The organism is Gordonia sp. NPDC003424 (assembly GCF_053588655.1).
This window is the reverse complement of record NZ_JBSFQJ010000001.1, coordinates 367,899-385,719: the sequence shown is the minus strand read 5'-3', so window position 1 is coordinate 385,719 and position 17,821 is coordinate 367,899. Positions and strand designations below refer to the sequence as shown.

At 68.5% G+C, this 17,821-nt stretch carries 14 protein-coding genes; 9 read left to right on the top strand and 5 right to left on the bottom strand.

All coding sequences use genetic code 11. The annotated features are described in order from the left end of the window. Window positions 1-32 precede the first annotated feature (32 nt). The 7 genes from ACWDTI_RS01710 to ACWDTI_RS01680 all read left to right on the top strand — a co-directional run bounded on the left by ACWDTI_RS01710 (window position 33) and on the right by ACWDTI_RS01680 (window position 9,843). The gene (locus ACWDTI_RS01710) at window positions 33-443 is read left to right on the top strand and encodes a DUF6802 family protein (protein WP_449736297.1); all 411 of its coding nucleotides are present in this window, start codon (window positions 33-35) and stop codon (window positions 441-443) included. A gap of 186 nt (window positions 444-629) precedes the next feature. Continuing rightward, a complete protein-coding gene (locus tag ACWDTI_RS01705; RefSeq protein ID WP_449736296.1) occupies window positions 630-2,456 on the top strand; it encodes a phosphoenolpyruvate carboxykinase (GTP) in 1,827 nt (608 codons plus the stop codon). A gap of 84 nt (window positions 2,457-2,540) precedes the next feature. Next, the gene (locus ACWDTI_RS01700) at window positions 2,541-3,569 is read left to right on the top strand and encodes an esterase-like activity of phytase family protein (RefSeq protein WP_449736295.1); all 1,029 of its coding nucleotides are present in this window, start codon (window positions 2,541-2,543) and stop codon (window positions 3,567-3,569) included. Between the two features lie 70 nt (window positions 3,570-3,639). After that, the gene (locus tag ACWDTI_RS01695; RefSeq protein ID WP_449736294.1) at window positions 3,640-4,551 is read left to right on the top strand and encodes an ABC transporter ATP-binding protein; all 912 of its coding nucleotides are present in this window, start codon (window positions 3,640-3,642) and stop codon (window positions 4,549-4,551) included. A gap of 19 nt (window positions 4,552-4,570) precedes the next feature. Next, complete coding sequence (locus ACWDTI_RS01690) at window positions 4,571-7,111, top strand: ABC transporter permease (RefSeq protein WP_449736499.1); 2,541 nt, start codon at window positions 4,571-4,573, stop codon at window positions 7,109-7,111. A gap of 26 nt (window positions 7,112-7,137) precedes the next feature. Next, window positions 7,138-7,917, top strand: a complete 780-nt coding sequence (locus ACWDTI_RS01685) for a hypothetical protein (protein ID WP_449736293.1) — start codon at window positions 7,138-7,140, stop codon at window positions 7,915-7,917. A gap of 348 nt (window positions 7,918-8,265) precedes the next feature. Beyond that, window positions 8,266-9,843 (top strand): DUF222 domain-containing protein, encoded by a 1,578-nt coding sequence (locus ACWDTI_RS01680; protein WP_449736292.1) that lies wholly within the window; start codon window positions 8,266-8,268, stop codon window positions 9,841-9,843. Window positions 9,844-10,112: 269 nt separating this feature from the next. Here the strand turns inward: ACWDTI_RS01680 and ACWDTI_RS01675 are convergent, their stop codons facing one another. Next, entirely contained in the window at window positions 10,113-10,880 is a 768-nt protein-coding gene (locus ACWDTI_RS01675) for a class I SAM-dependent methyltransferase (RefSeq protein ID WP_449736291.1), read from the bottom strand. Window position 10,881: 1 nt separating this feature from the next. Further along, window positions 10,882-11,481: a TetR/AcrR family transcriptional regulator gene (locus tag ACWDTI_RS01670; RefSeq protein ID WP_449736290.1), complete on the bottom strand. Its 600-nt coding sequence runs from the start codon at window positions 11,479-11,481 to the stop codon at window positions 10,882-10,884. Window positions 11,482-11,701: 220 nt separating this feature from the next. Here ACWDTI_RS01670 and ACWDTI_RS01665 point away from each other — a divergent pair, with 220 nt between their 5' ends. Beyond that, window positions 11,702-12,859 carry a glycosyltransferase family 4 protein gene (locus tag ACWDTI_RS01665; RefSeq protein WP_449736289.1) on the top strand — a complete coding sequence of 386 codons (1,158 nt, stop codon included), beginning with the start codon at window positions 11,702-11,704 and terminating at the stop codon, window positions 12,857-12,859. On the opposite strand, the gene ACWDTI_RS01660 is transcribed toward ACWDTI_RS01665, so the two are convergent. Both ACWDTI_RS01660 and ACWDTI_RS01655 read right to left on the bottom strand, forming a co-directional pair. Next, entirely contained in the window at window positions 12,819-14,549 is a 1,731-nt protein-coding gene (locus ACWDTI_RS01660) for a hypothetical protein (RefSeq protein ID WP_449736288.1), read from the bottom strand. The two genes, ACWDTI_RS01665 and ACWDTI_RS01660, sit on opposite strands and share 41 nt — an antisense overlap. Before the next feature lie 13 nt (window positions 14,550-14,562). Continuing rightward, window positions 14,563-15,510, bottom strand: a complete 948-nt coding sequence (locus tag ACWDTI_RS01655; RefSeq protein WP_449736498.1) for an HpcH/HpaI aldolase/citrate lyase family protein — start codon at window positions 15,508-15,510, stop codon at window positions 14,563-14,565. Window positions 15,511-15,624: 114 nt separating this feature from the next. Between ACWDTI_RS01655 and ACWDTI_RS01650 the strand changes: the two genes are divergently transcribed. Continuing rightward, window positions 15,625-16,854 carry a lipopolysaccharide biosynthesis protein gene (locus ACWDTI_RS01650; protein ID WP_449736287.1) on the top strand — a complete coding sequence of 410 codons (1,230 nt, stop codon included), beginning with the start codon at window positions 15,625-15,627 and terminating at the stop codon, window positions 16,852-16,854. Here ACWDTI_RS01650 and ACWDTI_RS01645 read toward each other — a convergent pair. Further along, complete coding sequence (locus ACWDTI_RS01645) at window positions 16,815-17,750, bottom strand: LysR family transcriptional regulator (RefSeq protein WP_449736286.1); 936 nt, start codon at window positions 17,748-17,750, stop codon at window positions 16,815-16,817. The genes ACWDTI_RS01650 and ACWDTI_RS01645 overlap by 40 nt on opposite strands. Window positions 17,751-17,821 lie beyond the last annotated feature (71 nt).

The window sequence follows — 17,821 nt, the reverse complement described above, 5'->3', positions numbered from 1 at the left end:
AGGTGGCCGGGACGCAGGTGACCGGGACGGTAGTGACCAGGACGTGGGGAGAGCAGGTGGACATGTCGTTTCTCGGTGGCGAGGCGCTCGATGGTCACTCGGGTGACGATTCGTTCGGCCCCGACGACCGGATCTCGATCGACGCCGCCTACATCACTCCCGACGACGCGTCCGGGGACACGTCACCGGCCGATCACCTCTGGATGCACACCGACGGGCGGGTGTGGGACCTCGGCCCGGCCGATGTGGACACCGACAACGACGGTGTCCGCGACTCGCTGACCCGCAGCGGACCCGACGGACTGACCGTCTACACCGATTCCGACCACGACGGTCAGGTGGACAAGATCACCGAGATCGACGCGCACGGAGCATTCTCCTCGCGCTCGCTCGACCCGCTCAGCGGTACCTGGGTGCCCACCGATTCCGGACGCCTCGGCTGAGCCCGCTCACCGTAAGCGCATCGTCGCCGCGCACACCAGGGTCCTAGGTTGCATCTTCACCGAGTGTGGGATATACCGCATCTCGATCACCTGGCTACCTCATGCGTGCACGGTGAAAGTATCCTGTGGTGACGACGACATCGCCGACGGCTTTGACCCGGCCGTCACCTCGGAGGAGATACCCACATGACCGCTGCCGCCATTCCTGGACTCGACCCGAACACCGCACCCACCAAACATGCCGCGCTGCTCGCCTGGGTGGCCGAGGTCGCGGAACTGACACAGCCGGATCGAGTGGTGTGGTCGGACGGCAGTGACGAGGAGTGGAGCCGGCTCACCGATGAGCTCGTCGAGGCCGGAACCCTGGTCAAGCTGAACGAGGAGAAGAAACCGAACTCGTTCCTGGCCAGCTCGGATCCCGCCGATGTCGCCCGCGTGGAGTCCCGGACCTACATCTGCTCGAAGAACGAGGCCGATGCCGGCCCCACCAACAACTGGGTCGATCCCGCCGAGATGCGGGCCACGATGACCGAGCTCTATCGCGGCAGCATGCGGGGCCGCACGATGTTCGTCATCCCGTTCTGCATGGGTCCCCTCGGCTCCGATGACCCGAAGCTGGGCGTCGAGATCACCGACTCCGAATACGTCGTCCTGTCCATGAAGATCATGACCCGCGTCGGCCCCAAGGTTCTCGAACTCCTCGGCGACGACGGCTTCTTCGTCAAGGCATTGCACTCGGTCGGTGCGCCGCTGGAGCCCGGTCAGGCGGATGTGCCGTGGCCGTGCAACCCGGACAAATACATCACCCACTTCCCCGAGGACCGCGAGATCTGGTCCTACGGCTCGGGGTACGGCGGCAACGCACTGCTCGGCAAGAAGTGCTATGCCCTGCGCATCGCTTCCGTGCTGGCGCGTGACGAGGGATGGATGGCCGAGCACATGCTCATCCTCAAGCTCACCAGCCCCGAACAGAAGGTCTACTACATCGCGGCCGCGTTCCCGAGCGCTTGCGGCAAGACCAATCTCGCGATGATCCAGCCGACGATCGAGGGCTGGAAGGCCGAGACCGTCGGTGACGACATCGCCTGGATGCGGTTCGGCCAGGACGGCCGCCTGTACGCGATCAACCCCGAGTTCGGCTTCTTCGGTGTCGCACCCGGCACCAGTGACGAGTCGAACCCGAACGCCATGCGCACCATCGAGGCCGGCAACACGCTGTACACGAACGTCGCACTGACCGACGACGGCGACATCTGGTGGGAGGGCATCGGCGGCGAAACCCCGGCGCACCTCACCGACTGGCTCGGCAACGAATGGACCCCCGAGTCCGATCACAAGGCGGCACACCCGAATTCGCGCTACTGCACCCCCATCTCGCAGTGCCCGTCGCTGGCCGACGAGTGGGACAACCCGCAGGGCGTGCCGATCTCGGCGATCCTCTTCGGCGGGCGCCGCAAGACCACCGTCCCGCTGGTCACCGAGGCCCGCGACTGGCAGCACGGCGTGTTCATGGGCGCCACCGTCGGCTCCGAGCAGACCGCCGCCGCCGAGGGCAAGGTCGGCACCGTGCGCCGCGACCCGATGGCGATGCTGCCCTTCCTCGGCTACCACGTCGGTGACTATTTCGCCCACTGGATCAACCTGGGCAAGAACGCGGACGCGACGAAGCTGCCGAAGGTGTTCTACGTCAACTGGTTCCGCCGTGGCGACGACGGCCGCTTCCTGTGGCCGGGCTTCGGCGAGAACAGCCGGGTGCTCGAGTGGATCGTCGGCCGGATCGAAGGGAAGAACGAGGGCATCGACACCCCGATCGGTATCGTCGCGAAGCCCGAGGAGATCGATGTCGACGGGCTCGACGTCCCGGCCGACGACGTCGCCGCCGCCCTTGCCGTCAACGAAGAGGAGTGGCGCACCGAGATCCCGTCGATCGAGGAGCTCTTCGAGTTCGTCGGTGACCGGCTGCCCAGCGGACTGCAGGACGAACTGGCAATCCTCAAGCAGCGTCTCGGCTGATCGTCTCGGAGCGGTCTCGATCTCGCTGCAGGACAATACCGCACGCCCCGGCACTTGCCGGGGCGTGCGGTATTGTTGTGGCCTATGAGACTTCGCTTGTGGGGGGCGGCGCTCGTGTCCGCTTGCGCCGTAGGACTTTCCGGAGCGAACGCAGGTGGCGCGGTTGCTGCGCCGGCAGCCAATCCCGCTGAGTCGCAGCAGGTGCAGTCTCGATACCTCGACAGCACCGTGGTCGGTGCGGTACCCACCTTCGGTGGTATCTCCGGCATGGATCGCATGGCGAATGGTACGTACGTCTTTCTCTCCACCGATGTCGGCCGGTACGGTCCCGCACGGTTCTTCACCGGCACGGTGCCGTTCAACTCGGCGGTCGGTTTCCTGGGACAACCGTCGATCACCGGTGGTGGCACCGTGTTGGGGCCCGGGATCCTGCCGATGCTTCCCGGCTCGGCCCAGTTCGAGGGCATCCGTCGACTCAGCTCCGGATACGTGGTGGCCAGTTGCGGTGCGCACGAGTTCGTACGGGTCATCGGTGATCTCGGCAACCAGGTACGCGATCTGCCGCTGCCCCGGGCCTACGTCCCCGCCGCGAAGACCGGTCTGTCCGGCCAGCTCGGGCTGACCGGTGTCGCCGTCGCGGCCGGTGACCGGATCAGCACGCTGACCGCCGGTGGCCTCAAACAGGATCCGCCGCATTCCGCACGACTGCTCACCTGGGCGGGACGCGGCACGTCGGAGTACGTGTACCGCACCGACGGAGACAAGGTTGCCGCAGATGTGTTGTCGGTGAACAACACCGACTATCTGGTTCTCGAACGGGGCCGGGGTCGGGTGACACGCATCTATTGGACGACCACACGTGGGGCGCAGCCGGTGACCGGCGCGATGAAGCTCCGTGGCACCGAGACCGCCATGCCCAAGCGGCTCATCTTTTCCACCGACCCACTCGTCGACCTGCCGACCGGCAACATGTCCGGACTGTCCTGGGGCAACTGGCTGGCCGACCTGCCGTGGCTGAACTACCGATCCCGGGTGCTGTTCATCGTGAGCAACAACGCGTTTGCCGGTCCCACCCGCATCCACGCGATCGAGATCCGCTTCCCGAAGCACTGACCCGTGATCAGGGTGGTGTCAGGGACAATCCCGATGGCGAACCCGCCGTGTTTTTGGCACCGTTGACACCATGACATCGGCTCAGACAGACAGCCTGCCTCCCGCGACGGCGATCGCAGCCGGGGCGGAGAACCTCATCAAGACCTACGGCACCGGCGACACGGTCGTGCACGCCCTTCGGGGCGTCACCGTCGATTTCCACGCCGGAGAGTTCACCGCGATCATGGGACCCTCCGGTTCCGGCAAATCGACGCTGATGCACTGTCTGGCCGGTCTCGACGTCGCCACCGGGGGAAGTGTGCACATCGGCGACGTCGATCTCACCGGGCTGTCGGACAAAGCGATGACGCTGCTCCGGCGCGACCGGATCGGCTTCGTCTTCCAGTCGTTCAATCTGGTCCCCACCCTGACCGCCGCCGAGAACATCACCCTGCCGGTCGACATCGCCGGTCGCGACATCGACCGCGAGTGGTTCGACACGGTCATCGCGCGCCTCGGCATCGCGGACCGGCTCAATCACCTGCCGAGCGAGCTCTCCGGTGGTCAGCAACAGCGGGTGGCGTGCGCCCGCGCGCTCGTCGGCAAGCCCGACATCATCTTCGGTGACGAACCCACCGGAAACCTGGACTCCCGGTCGTCGGGCGAGGTGCTGGCGATTCTGCGTGCGGCCACAGACGAATTCGGACAGACCGTGGTGATCGTGACGCACGATCCGCGGGCCGCGTCCTACGCCGACCGGGTCATCTTCCTCGCCGACGGGCAGATCGTCCGGGAACTCGCACATCCGAGTGCCGACGACGTCTTCGAGGTGATGCGCACCCTCGACCAGCCGGCGGAGGCCGAGCCGGTGCGCGGCGAGCAGGTTGGTGCCGAGCAGGTGCGCGGCGAGCAGGTGGGTGCCGAGCCGGTGCGCGGCGAACCGGTGCGCGGCGTGCAGGTGGGTGCCGAGCCACTCGACGAGAATCCCTACGAGGTGCGGTGAGGTCATGGCCTCCTCTGTGATGCGGCGTGTCTCGCTGCGTAACCTGCGGGCACACAAACTCCGACTGTTCCTCACCGTCTTCTCGATCGTCCTCGGCACCGCGTTCGTGGCCGGGTCGATCGTCTTCACCACGACCATCTCCAAGGCGTTCAACGACATCTTCTCCAGTGCGGCGCCCGGAGTCGCGGTCGAAGTCACGCCGGCGGACCGGCAGTCGCCCGGCGTGCCACAGAGCGTCGTCGACGAACTCACCACGCGCAAAACCGAACTGGGCATAGATCGCATCACCAGCGACTACTCCGGACTCGTCACCGTCGCCACCGCCGACGGCAAGGCGCTGCAGACCGGTGGCGCCCCGAGTATCGGAACCGCATACCTGCCACCGGACAAGGCGCTGTCCCCCGACACCAGCAAATTGCTGCCCGGCGGTCGCGGACCGGAGAGCGCCACCGAGATCGTGCTCAATTCGTCGGCCGCCGAGAAAGCCGGCCTGAAGGTGGGCTCGCCGACGAAAGTCGTTCTCGGGCAAGGGTCGGCGCGGCCGCGTGACGTCACGGTGGTCGGTCTGCTCGATCTTCCGGGGTCCACCGGCGGGTACGTCAATGTGCAGTTCGATCAGGCCACGGCGCGCGAATTGTTCTCGGACGGAACACATGTCGCACAGGTCGACATGTCCGCGGTGTCCGGGGTCAGTCCGGAGGAACTGCAGAGCCGGGTCGAGAAGGTCCTGCCCGCCGGTACCTACAAGGTGCGGACCGGCGATCAGGTCCGCCAGGATCAGAAGGATCAGGTCAACCAGTTCCTCACCATCTTCACCGGAATCCTGTTGGCGTTCGCGGCAATCGGGCTGATCGTCGGGACCTTCATCATCTACAACACCTTCTCGATGATCGTCGCGCAACGCAATCGCGAGTTGGCGCTGCTGCGTGCGGTCGGGGCGAGCAGGCGGCAGGTCTCGCGGTCGGTGTTGTTCGAGGCGCTCGTCGTCGGACTGATCGGCGGCGTCGTCGGATTGGGTATCGGCATCGGTCTGGCCGCCGCGCTCAAAGCCATCACCGCTTCGTCGTCGGGATTGCCGCAGGCCCCGCTGCAGGTGGGTGGCTCCGCCGTGCTGGCCGCGCTGTTCGTCGGTGTGGTGGTCACCATGATCAGCGCCTGGGTGCCGGCCGTCCGCGCGTCCCGGGTTCCGCCGGTCGAGGCGATGCGCGCCGGCATGGCCGAGGGATCGGCGTCGCTGGTGCCCCGGACCGTCGCCGGAGCGGTCATCGGTGTCGCGGGCGTGGTGATCATCGTCGTCGCCGCGATGGGGGTGGGAGTGGGACCCGCGGTCGCCGTCGGCGTCGGTGCCGCGGCCTGCATCATTGCGGTCGTCCTCGCCGGTCCCGCCCTGTCCCGGCCGGTCGTCGGGGCGTTGGGCACCGCGATCGGCGCGCCGTTCGGCAAGATCGGGCGACTCGCCCGCACCAACGCCGTGCGCAACCCCCGCCGCACGTCTGCCACGGCCTTCGCCCTGACCCTGGGGTTGATGCTGGTCGCGGTTATCGGGACGCTCGGCACCTCGTTCAAGGGGACCATCGACTCCACGATCGACGCCGGACTGAAGGCCGACTTCATCGTCGCCGGCAGCAACAACCTGCCGATCCCCGCCTCGGTCTACGACTCGGTGGCCAAGGCGGACGGCGTCGGAACGGCGGTGAGCCTGGGCATGGTGGCCGCCAAGGTCGGTGACGACGACGTCACCGGCTACGCGGCGGTCGGTGGTCAACCATCGGAGGTCGCCGTCCTGACGATGAAAGACGGCGCGTCCGACCAGCTTCCGGCAGACGGCATGCTGGTGAGCGAACGCGCGAGCACAAACCGGGGCTGGCATCGCGGCGACGTCGTCACCTTCACCGGCGCGACCGGTGAACAGGTCCCGGTGACGGTGGCGGGGGTCTACGCCGACAACGAGGCCCTGCAACCGTGGTTGGTGGGTCCGTCCGTCTACGACAAGCTCATTCCGCCGGCGGCGCGGGTCAGCGTCGGCATCTTCGTGACACCCAAGTCCGGCGTCGCCGCCGACGACCTGCGGCGCAGCCTGGAGGGCGCTACCGACTCGTATCTGACGGTGCAGGTGCAGGACCGCCAGCAGTTCAAGAACTCGGCGTCCAGTCAGATCGACCAGATGTTGGCCACCCTGTACGCGATGCTGGGTCTCGCGTTGCTGATCGCCGTGCTCGGGATCGTGAACACGCTCGCGCTGTCGGTGGTCGAGCGCACCCGCGAGATCGGGATGTTGCGCGCGGTCGGCATGCTGCGGTCACAGGTGCGGCGCAGCATCTATCTGGAGTCGGTGCTGATCGCGATCTTCGGCGCCATCATCGGCGTCGTCCTCGGCTGTCTGATCGGCTGGGCACTGGTGCGGACGCTGGCGAAGTGGGGGCTCGGCGAAGCGGTGTTGCCGTGGAACCTGATCGTCATCACGCTGATCGCGTCGGCCGTCGTCGGTGTCCTCGCCGCGCTGTGGCCAGCGGTCCGAGCGGCCCGCACTCGCCCGCTGGAGGCGATTGCGGAGGCGTGAGATGGGCGGATGACACAATCGGTCCCATGACCCGACCTCCTGACGACCGCTGGGACCCGAACCGCGAGAACCCGGAGACCCGCCGTTTCGATCCGGCCGACGACACGACCTACCAGTCCTCGCAGGAGCCGCCGGCAGCCCACCCACCGGCTGCCGGCGACCCGCCGCCCACGGCCGCCTACCCGGGTCCCTATGACGCCCCGCAGGCCTATACCGAGGCACAACGCGGCCAAGCCGACTACGGTCAAACCTCCTACGGCCAGACCTCCTACGGGCAGCCGGCGTACGGTGACCCCGCCTACGGGGAGCCGCCGCGGCCGCCTTCCAACAACGGTCGCACGATCGCGCTGGCGCTCACCGCCCTGGCCGCGCTCGTCGTGTTGGCACTGGTCGGGGTCCTGATCGCCCGCGGCAACGGCAACGACGACAATGGCACCGCTGCCGGAGCATCGTCGGCGACATCGGCCGCGACCACCACGACGAGGCCCAGCCCGACCACCACGACCACCACCGAGGAGACGCCCACCACGACGACACCGACGGTGCCCTCAGGCGCGGTGGTCTACCAGTTGACCGGCAACGGCGACATCGTCGGTATCCGGTACCGCAGCGGCGACTCGTTCACGCTTGTCGCGGCGGCGGGATCGCCGTGGTCGCAGGCGACCACCGTGACCGGCGGCACCGCCGAGATGACCGCGATCGTCCTCCGCGGTCCGGTCACCTGCAACATCCTGCACGGCGAACAGTTGCTGGCGTCGTCGACCAGCAACGGCGGGCCGTTGAGTTGCAGCGCGTCGGTGCCCTGATCGCGGCTGGAGGGATCGGCTGACTCGGCGCTGGGGGCGGGGCGGGTAGCTGAGCTGTTGCGGAGTTTCGGTGGCCCCTGGTGACACGCGCTCGTTTGCGGGCTCGTCGGCTGGTCAGGGGTGTTCGCCCGAGGCTCGCTGGCTCCTCCACGAGGTGGCGGGGGGATAGTCGACGCACGCTTTCGGAGGTGCGGGGCGCCGGCCGAGCGGTGCTTTCGGAGGTGCGCGGCGGCCGAGCCATGTTCGCTGAGGTGCGGGGCTTTAGCCGACCTGTGAAGGCCCGAACCCATCCAGCCCTTGCCTCTGGCCAGCGCACCCGATAGACTATCGAACATCAGTTCGAGTGACTTGGGGAGGGGGCTCGATGCCAGCGACACCGCAACTCGCGACTCGGAGATTGTCGGGCTCTACCGCGAACTCGACGATCTGCTCGATCGGATCGCCGCCGTCGATGCCACCCCGGCCTCCGCCGACGACATCGTGGCGGTCGCCGAAACCCATGAGCGTTCGGCGCGGCGGATGAGTTTCTTCGGGTTGCAGCGGCTGCTGGAGTGTTCGGACCGCAACGTGGTTGCCGAGGAAGGCTACCGCTCCCTCGGTGATTTCATGGTGGACCGGTTGCGGATCACCGACCCCGGCCGGCGCCGTAAGCAGATGGCCGCCCTGCTGGCCCTGCACTCCCTGAGCGGCGAGAAGCTCGACCCACCATGCCCGACCCTGGCCGAGGCGTACGCCGAGGGGGCGATCGGTGTCGATCACGCGGTCACGGTGATCACCGTGCTCGACAAACTCCCCACCACACTCGACGCCGAGCAACGCACCGCAGCCGAAGAGTTGATGGCCGACTACGCCCGCGTGCACACCCCGAAAGAATTGACCACCCTGGGTGCCCGCCTGCTGGCCCACCTCGACCCCGACGGCGCCCTGACCGACGAGAAGGATCGAGCCCGGCGACGCAGCCTGCACCTGTCCAAGCAGGACGCCCAACTGATGAGCACCCTCGAAGGGCAGCTCGATCCGGTGACACGCGCCCTGTTGGATGTGGTGCTCGACGCATGGGCGGCCCCCGGCATGAACAACCCGGCCGACGAACTGTCACCGCGGGGCAGCAAGGACGATGCCGACCTCGACGTGCTCAAGCAGGCGGCCGAGCGGGATATCCGCACGCCGGGGCAACGTAACCACGACGCTCTGCATGCCCTGCTGCAGACGGTCGCCGACGGCGGGCTGTTGGGCAAGAGTCACCGCGGCCTGCCGCCGCATCTGATCATCACCATCAGCGAAACCGAACTGCGCGAGCGTGCCGGGGTGGCGACTACCGCCGGTGGGGCCCTCCTGCCGATCGCCGATGTGATCGAGTTGGCGGCCGAGGCGCAGGAGCATCTGGCGGTGTTTGCCGACCACAGTGCCCAACCGTTGTATCTGGGGCGGGCCAATCGGTTCGCCAGTCAGGCCCAGCGGATGATGTTGCTGGCCCGTGACGGCGCCACCTGCACCTGCCCGGGTTGTAGTCAGCCGTTCACCCGCACCGAAGCGCATCACGCCGAACAAGATTGGGTCGACGGCGGGTTCACCGACATCCAGGATCTGGCTGCCGCGTGCCCGACCCACAATCGGATGGTCGGCGACCGGCCGGGCCAGTGGTCCACCCACATCATCACCGACGGGCCTGACGCCGGCCGGCCCGCCTGGACGCGTAATGGCCGACGTGGGAAGGGTCGGCCGCGGGTCCGCGTCGACCGCACCAGGGAGGTCGCTGAAGCCCTCGCCCGCCGCCACCCCGACCGGCTGCGGCCGCCCCAGAACCGTTCGGGCGCAACCCAACCCAAAACCCCGACCGGACCGCCCGGCCACCCTGAGGAACGCCGGCGAGTCGGCTGGCTGATCGCCTCGGGGTGGTCCGTGAACGTCGTCGAGCTGGGGTGACCCTTCGCGTCGCACGCGGTTGCTGAGCAAGCGGCCCTGCGGGCGTGTCATAGGGGCGCTACGCTCGCTCGCTCCTCCGGGAGCAGGACGAGACGTTCGCGGTTCCCTGAGTAAGTGAGCCCGCGAGCGCACCGAAGGGCGTTCCTTGCTCGCTCCTCAGGGAGCGGGCGTCACGCACGGCCGCCAACCGGACCCTTCGTGACTCGGCTGGCGCCTCAGGGGGCGAGAGTTCGCTGGCGCCTCGCACCCTGGGAACGGGCGCTCGCCCGCTACCCGGGGCCCACGACCTGCAGCACCATCAAGAGATTGGTGCCGAGAACCTCACGCAGGCCGGGCACCCGCATCACCCACCACAGTCGGTGCGGGAGATAGCGGGGGAATGCCGCGACCAGCCTCGCTCGACCGGAGACCGAATGCGCCCACCGGAGGCCGGCGGCCGCGGTGACCGGGAAAAGGGACGTCCCGAACAGGTTCTTCGGTGGGTGACCGTGCCGCCGTTCGTACCACCGCGCCGCCCGGCGACCTCCGAGGTAGTGGGTCAATCCCATCTCGTGTCCGCCGAACGGGCCCCACCACAGCGTGTAGCTGAGGATCACCACGCCGCCGGGCCGGGTCACCCGCAACATCTCGTCGGCCATGTCCCAGGGCGCTGCGGTGTGTTCGACGACGTTCGACGAGAAGGTCACGTCCATCGACCCGTCGGCAAACGGCAGGTGCTGTCCGGAGCCGCGGACCGTGGCGCGATGCTCGAGTCCGCCGGCGTGCATCTCGGTCGCGTCCGGCTCGACCGAGATGTAGTGGGCCCCTAGGTCGTCGAAGGCGTCGGCGAAGTAACCCGGGCCGCCCCCGACGTCGAGGATGACGGCGCCGTCGATCCGCGACGGATACCAGTCGGCCACCAGGCGGGCGGTGTCGTCGGCGATGGCGCCGTAGAAGCGCGCCGGATCACTTTGCTCATAACGAAAGTCGTTGAGCAGCTTGGCTGCTCGGGCCAGGGTGGCGTGACGGGCGAACGGGTGGCGGGATCGGGCCGACATCTCAGTTCGTCACCATCGCCCGGAGTCCGCGAATGAACGTGCGCACGGCGAAGTCGAACTCGTTCCGCAGGTCCGAGGGGTCCTCCGTGGCGGCATCCACCGGTATCTGGAGCGCGTACCCGACGATGAGCCGGGCCAGCGCGTGGTCGGCGGCGATCGCATCGCTCGGCGACAGCCCGGCATCCTCCATGATCCGGAGCGAGCGTCGATAACGAACCAGCCCCATGGGACCGAGCGAGACCTGCCCGACGAAGAGCGCGGCCGCGTTGGGGTGCCGACCGAGGACGTCGAGCGCGATGACTGCGGAGCGTTCGAGGACAAGGGCCCAGTCGGCGTCGTCGCGGGTCACGTCGGCCTCGCCGATGGCCTCGACGACCTCGCGCATGATCTGCTCGGCGAGCAGCGTGCGCAGTTCGTCCATGCCGCCCGGAAGTTGGCGGTACAGGGTGGAGGTCGAGCTGTGCAGGCGCCGGGCCAGTGCCCGAATGCCGAGTCCCTCGAGGCCGCCCTCGGCGAGCAGCGCCATCGACGCCGCGCTGATCTCCTCGAGCGGCAGTCGTGGACGGCCTCGCGGGTTACGTGGCCGGTCGGTGTCGGTCATGGTGTTCGTCGGCCATCCTCACGCCATTTACAACTCACGTTGTAAATTCTGAATGATACAACTATCGTTGTAGACATCCGGGTTATTTACGGCTACAGTGTAGCTGCAACGGGGTTTCCCGGATACGGAGAGGTCTCCGGAGGTCAGACGCGGTATGGAGGGGATACCACGTAGGAAATCCGGGGACCTTTCTTCTGTCATCGCCTACCCTGATCTGGCGATGCCCTCGACACCGAGCCACCCCACCCGAGTCCTGCTGCTGTGCTGGCGCGACACCGACCACCCGCAAGGTGGTGGCAGTGAACGCTATCTGGAGCGAGTCGGTGCCGAGTTGGCGCGCCACGGCATGCAGGTCGTCATGCTCACCGCCGACTACCCCGACGCACTCGGCACCGAAACTCGCGACGGTATCCGCGTGCTGCGCGCCGGCGGCCGTTTCTCGGTCTACCCGCGTGCACTGGCCACGATCCTCGCCGCGCGCATGGGCCGCGGCCGCCTGGCCGGCTTCCGGCCCGACGTCGTGGTGGACACGCAGAACGGCATCCCGTTCTTCGCGACGCTCGTGTCGTCGGCTCCGGTGGTGATCCTCGTGCACCACTGTCACCGCGAGCAATGGCCGGTGGCCGGACGGACGCTGGGCCGCCTCGGCTGGTTCCTGGAATCGCGGGTGTCGCCGTGGATTCATCGGCGTAACCGCTATGTCACGGTGTCCGGGCCGTCGGCCACCGAACTCGTCGGCCTCGGCGTCGACGCCCGGGCCGTCACGGTGATCCGCAACGGTGTCGACGCGTTGCCGGCGGGCATCGTGGACGCCGGGCACACCGACCAGACCGCGACCCGGCTGTGCGTGCTGTCGCGGTTGGTGCCGCACAAGCAGGTCGACGACGCACTGGCGGTGGTCGCCGAACTCCGGCACGCTCGCCCCGACATCCATCTCGACGTCATCGGGGGCGGCTGGTGGTCGGACGAATTGCGTCGTCGTGCAACCGAACTCGGGGTCTCCGAGCACGTCACCTTCCACGGGCACGTCGACGAGACGGAGAAACACCGACTGCTCGCGCGTGCACACGTGCACCTGATGCCGTCGCGAAAAGAGGGGTGGGGCCTCGCGGTGATGGAGGCCGGCCAGCATCAGGTGCCGACCATCGGCTACCGCAGCTCGGTTGGCCTCGTCGAATCGGTCGAACACGGCGAGACCGGTCTGTTGGTCGACGGGCTCGACGAATTGGTCAGTGCGACCAGGAAACTCGTCGACAACCCGGACGAGGCGGCGCGGCTGGGACGCAACGCGCAGCGCAAGGCCGCCGGATATTCGTGGTCGGCAACCGCCGCCGGCTTCATCGACGTGTTCGACGACGTGCGCCGATCAGGGCGATGAGTACGCCGGCGGCCAGCGCGGCCGCCCACGCCGCGTGCGCCGCGATCACCGTCACCCGCACCGTGGTCGACGACGGTTCGGCCGCGATGATTCCGGGAATCCGGTAGAGGGTCAGATCCGGGCCGCGATAGGCAACGGTCGCGGCGCGAGCCAGTTGCGTTGGCGGCGAATAATTTTCGACGACCACCCAGCCCACGCCGAGCCGGGCGAGATCCGACGGTACGCCGCCCGCGGTGAGAACGTCGTCGACCTGTGCTCCCCGGCCGGCGGGCGGGTCGACCTCGACGCCGTCGACGGTCAGCCGGCCCGAATCGGTGACGGTGGCGCGCACCATGCGGGGCAACGGATTCAGCGAGGGGGAGTCGGTGAATCGGTACTGGCGTACCGTGCCGACCGGCCAGACGGCGACGGACCCCTGATCGGGCGGGATACGCCCGGCCACCGCCGCCCAGTCCGCGGGATAGTCCACCGTGCGGATCTTTCCGCCGACACCCCACGCGAGGTCGGGCAGCGGCGCGATCACAAGGAGTGCGACCGCGGCAACGGCGAAACCCGCCGGTACCCAACGCCGCATCGCCACGACAGCGGCCGCGGCGGCCATCGTGAACGCCGGGAGCAGCAGCACCAGATATTTCTGGGTGTCGCGGAACAGACCCACGCCGGGAACGGACTGCGCGATGTCGGAGAGCCCGACGGCGACCGGCGGGATCGCGGCCACCGTCACCGCGACGACCGTGAGCACCGCGAGCGCGGCCAGCGATCCGACCATCGGGTCCAGCGCGGACCGTTGCCGGGCCAACCACCACGTCCCGATCGCGACCAGCAGCAGCAGTGCCGCGGTGGCGACCGCCGCCCACCCGATGGTGCGGCTCGACGGCACGGCGTCGGCGTTCCAGATGCCACCGAGGCCGAGTGCGGTGCCGAGAGTGCCCAGCCACGGTTCGGCGCGTAGCCCGAACACCGTGAATCCGGACTCCCCGCTCGTCGCGGCCGCGGAACCGAGGAGTGCCGCGGTGAGCCAGGGCAGGGCGCCCAGGATCCAGACGCCGACGACGACTCCGATGTCACGCACGCGGCGCGACAGGATCAACGGTGGCAGTAGGCAGGTCACCATCACCGCGGCCGCCAGCAGGGAACCGGTCGGGGTGAATCCGGCCGCACAGACCGCCGCCACCAGGGGCGCCCATCGTCGAGGGGCGGGATCGTCACGCAGGTCGAGTGCGGCCACCGCGACCCAGCCGAGCGCGGCGCAGGACACGAGGAGACTCCAGTGACCCTGCAGGAGGCGTTCTGCCACATACGGATTCCAGATGGACACGGTCGCTGCGGCAACCGCCCCGCTGGTGCCGGCGCCGGGCACCAGCCGTGCGGCCAGCCGGCCGTATCCGACACCAGTCAGGGTCAGTGCGCCGAACAGGACAACCGCGACGAGCCATCCGCCGTCGACCCACCGGCTGAGGACCGCGATCACCCAATCCTGGGGCACCGCACGGGGTGCCACGTCCCCGAGGCCGAGTGCGGGATCGGTCACGAACGACCGCGGCGTCGACACCGCGTCCCGATACAGCAGATACCCGGGCCGCAGGATCGTGGCGAGAATCAGCGCCGCCAAGCCGGCCGACACCACGGCCACGACGAGCAGCCGGACACGGGATTCGCCGACATCGGCGTCTTCACCCCGGGTCGGCAACTGTCGGCTCGGCTCAGTAGTGATAGGTGTCCGACGGCGCCTGCGCGTGGACCGGGTCGTCTTCGTAATCGGACGCCACGATCCCGTACGCCCGTGCCAGATCCAGGATCTTGGTCGCGCGGGCGATGCGGGGCAGATCCGAACCGTTGCGGATCTCGCCGCCATCACGTTCGAACTCGGCGAAGAACTCCTTGGCCCAACTGATCTCGTCCTGCGACGGCGACAGTCCCTCGTTGACCGGATGGCATTGGTCGGGGGTGAGGCAGATCTTGCCCGTCATCCCGAACTCCGCGCTCACCGCGGTCGCCTCCGACAGTTTGAGCGCACTGGATCCGACCGTCGGGCCGTCGATGGCGCTCGGCAGATGAGCGGCCTTGGCCGCGATGGTGAATCGGGAGCGGGCGTAGGCCAGCGTCGCCGGGTTGTCACCGAAGCCGGTGTCCCGCCGGAAGTCGCCGATACCGAACGCGAGACGGAAAGTGCCCTTGGCCGAAGCGATCTCACTGATCCGTTCCAGGCCCCGCGCGGTCTCCACCAGCGCCACGATCGGTACGTCGCGCAGACGCTTCGCCGTCTCGGTGACGTGATCGACCGACTCCACCATCGCCAGCATCACGCCACCCACCGGCGTTTCGGCGAGCGCGTCGAGGTCGTCGGCCCACCACGGTGTCCCGAACCCGTTGACCCGCACCCAGTCCCTGTGTCCGTCCGCGCCATCCGGTCCGCTCGCCGCGCTCCCGGCGGTCAGCCAGCTCACCACGTTGTCGCGGGCCGCGAGCTTGTCCTTCGGGGCGACGGCATCCTCGATGTCGAAGACGACGATGTCGGCGCGCGATCGGGACGCCGCGTCGAACTTGTTGCGCTGCGCACCGTTGACCAGCAGCCAGCTGCGGGCGAGCACCGGGTCGATGCGGAACCCGACGATGCCGTCGGATTCTTCTGGGCTGTCGTGGTCGTACATGCGGCTTTCTTCGGGGTCTTCGGTGATGGGCCTGTCCATCGTCGCCTATCGGCTCGGGGCGGTGCAAAGCGACCCTCCCGGGTTCCCGGCTCGATGACGTGCACACTTGATCGCATGGCACGGGCGGAGAGCGGCGCGCACGAACGCGTGGGCGTCTCGCTCGGCGCCGTGGCGGCGGGATCGATGATCGCCAACATCTGTTCCTACGCCATCCACCTGACGGCGACCCGATGGTGGTTGGACACCGCCGAGTACGGGGAGCTCGCGGTGGGGCTCTCCGTGATGCTCGTGCTCGGCGTGACCTCGTTGGCGGTGCAGGCGGTGGTCGCGCGGTCGGTGGTGCGCCATGTCGATCCCGCCCGGATTCTCCGGGTGACCTGCCAGACAACGGGTCTCGTGGCGGGGATCGCGGTGCTCGCCGCGCCGCTGGTCGCCTGGGTCACCTCGATCGGCGTGGGCACCGCGCTGGCGGCGCTGGCATCGGCACCGCTGCTGGTCCTGGTCGGCGCCGGTCAGGGGGTGCTGCAGGGGCGGTCCGCCTTCCGCCTGCTGGCCTGGGTGCTGGCGGCGGTTGGCGTGTTGCGGACCGTGCCGGTGATCGCGGCGCTCGCGGCGGGGGCGGGACCCACCGGCGCGTTGTTCGCCGCGGTGATCGGCACCGCCCTGGCGGCGGCGCTGGTGGGCGTGGTGCTGCGGTGGTCACGTGACAGCGCGACACCGCGATCGCAGTACGCCGGACTCGACGTCCTCGAGGTGCTCCGCGCGTCGGGTGTGCAGATGGTGCTCATCGTCGCCTCGTCGATCGATCTGCTGTTGGCGCGGACGGTTCTCCCGGCCGACGACGCGGGGATCTACGCGCTCGGCGCGATCGCGACCAAGGTCGCGTTCTGGCTGCCGCAGGCCGTCGGCGTCGTCGTCTACCCGAGGCTCGCCGACCCCGCGGAATCGGCCACAGCTCTGCGACAGGCGGTGCGTGTGGTGACGGGTATCGGGGTCGTACTCACCGCCGTCGCGGGTCTGTGCGGTCCGTTGGTTCCGGTCGTCATCGGCGATCAGTACCGCGCGCTGGTCCCGATTCTGTGGATCTTCGCCGCGACCGGCTCGGCCCTCGCCGTCCTGCAGGTCGTTCTGTTGTCGGCGATTGCCCGCGACCGGACCCGGGTGGCGCTGGCCACGTGGCTGCTGATCTCGGTGGAGGCGACGGTGATCGTGACCGTGGTGCACTCGATCATCGGTTTGGCGGTCACCGCCGCGGTGACCGCCGTCGTCGCCGCTACGGGTACCGGGTGGCTGTGCATGTCGGGCTACGGCGCGGCCCGTGCCCAGCGTTCCGGGTCTGTCTGATCCTGTATCGCGCGCAGTGTGGTGATCGCCTCGGCGACCTTCGCCGATCTCGCCCGGCCGCCGAGCGTGATGGCTATCGCCGGGTTGTTCACGTCGTCGGCGACCGGCCGATGGACCACCTCGAGACCTTCGAATGTCCGCACAGACGGATGCGGGACGGCGTTGACCAGGGAAAACCCCAATCCGCGCGCCACCAGGGACCGAATCGTCTCCGCGCTCGACGACCGCCACCGCACCTCGACGTCGAGCCCGTGCGCGCGGATTCGTTCGAGGAGCAGGTCGGCGACCGGGGGGATGTCGAGCAGGATCGCCGGCAGCCTGACCAGATCGGCCATGGCGACCTCGGGCTGCGCGGCCAACGGGGAATCCGCCGGCAGCACGGCATGCAGACGGACATCGCCGAGACGATGCGTCACGAGCTCATGCCGCACGAGCTGGCGGGTGTACACCATCGCGACGTCGAGGCGGCCGGTCGCGACGAGGTCCTGCAGGCGCGGGGACGTGTCCTCGACGAGGTGCAGATCGACCCGCGGCCACCGGTGCTCGAAGTGGGTGACCAGCCCGGGGAGCATCCGCGGACTGGCCGTGTGCAGACAGCCGACGGCGAGCGGACCACGCAGTTCCGCGGCACTCTCGTCGGCCGTCTCGACGGCGTCGTCGACCGCCGCCAGGATCGCCCGGGCCCGCGTGGCGAACTCTTCGCCCGCCGGGGTCGGACGCGCCCGGCGGGCGGGACCACGGGACAGGAGCGCCACACCGAGGCTCTTCTCGAGCTGGGACAGCGCCGCCGAGACGGTCGCCTGCGAGACGTGCACCGCCGCCGCTCCGGCGCTGACCGAGCCGTGGTCGAGCACGGCGATCAGGTACTCCATCTGACGGAGCGTGACGTCTTTCATAGTTACAGACTATGTTCTTCGACAATTATTCTTGCTTTTCCTGTCTTTATAGCTCGGAGCACACTCGTGGG

Excerpts from the sequence above, each read along its gene's own strand:
- ACWDTI_RS01665 (WP_449736289.1), top strand. The coding sequence starts at position 11,702 with ATGCCCTCGACACCGAGCCACCCCACCCGAGTCCTGCTGCTGTGCTGG.
- ACWDTI_RS01675 (WP_449736291.1), bottom strand. The coding sequence starts at position 10,880 with ATGTCGGCCCGATCCCGCCACCCGTTCGCCCGTCACGCCACCCTGGCC.
- ACWDTI_RS01655 (WP_449736498.1), bottom strand. The coding sequence starts at position 15,510 with ATGTACGACCACGACAGCCCAGAAGAATCCGACGGCATCGTCGGGTTC.
- ACWDTI_RS01650 (WP_449736287.1), top strand. The coding sequence starts at position 15,625 with ATGGCACGGGCGGAGAGCGGCGCGCACGAACGCGTGGGCGTCTCGCTC.
- ACWDTI_RS01685 (WP_449736293.1), top strand. The coding sequence starts at position 7,138 with ATGACCCGACCTCCTGACGACCGCTGGGACCCGAACCGCGAGAACCCG.
- ACWDTI_RS01645 (WP_449736286.1), bottom strand. The coding sequence starts at position 17,750 with ATGAAAGACGTCACGCTCCGTCAGATGGAGTACCTGATCGCCGTGCTC.
- ACWDTI_RS01690 (WP_449736499.1), top strand. The coding sequence starts at position 4,571 with ATGCGGCGTGTCTCGCTGCGTAACCTGCGGGCACACAAACTCCGACTG.
- ACWDTI_RS01695 (WP_449736294.1), top strand. The coding sequence starts at position 3,640 with ATGACATCGGCTCAGACAGACAGCCTGCCTCCCGCGACGGCGATCGCA.
- ACWDTI_RS01705 (WP_449736296.1), top strand. The coding sequence starts at position 630 with ATGACCGCTGCCGCCATTCCTGGACTCGACCCGAACACCGCACCCACC.
- ACWDTI_RS01700 (WP_449736295.1), top strand. The coding sequence starts at position 2,541 with ATGAGACTTCGCTTGTGGGGGGCGGCGCTCGTGTCCGCTTGCGCCGTA.
- ACWDTI_RS01670 (WP_449736290.1), bottom strand. The coding sequence starts at position 11,481 with ATGACCGACACCGACCGGCCACGTAACCCGCGAGGCCGTCCACGACTG.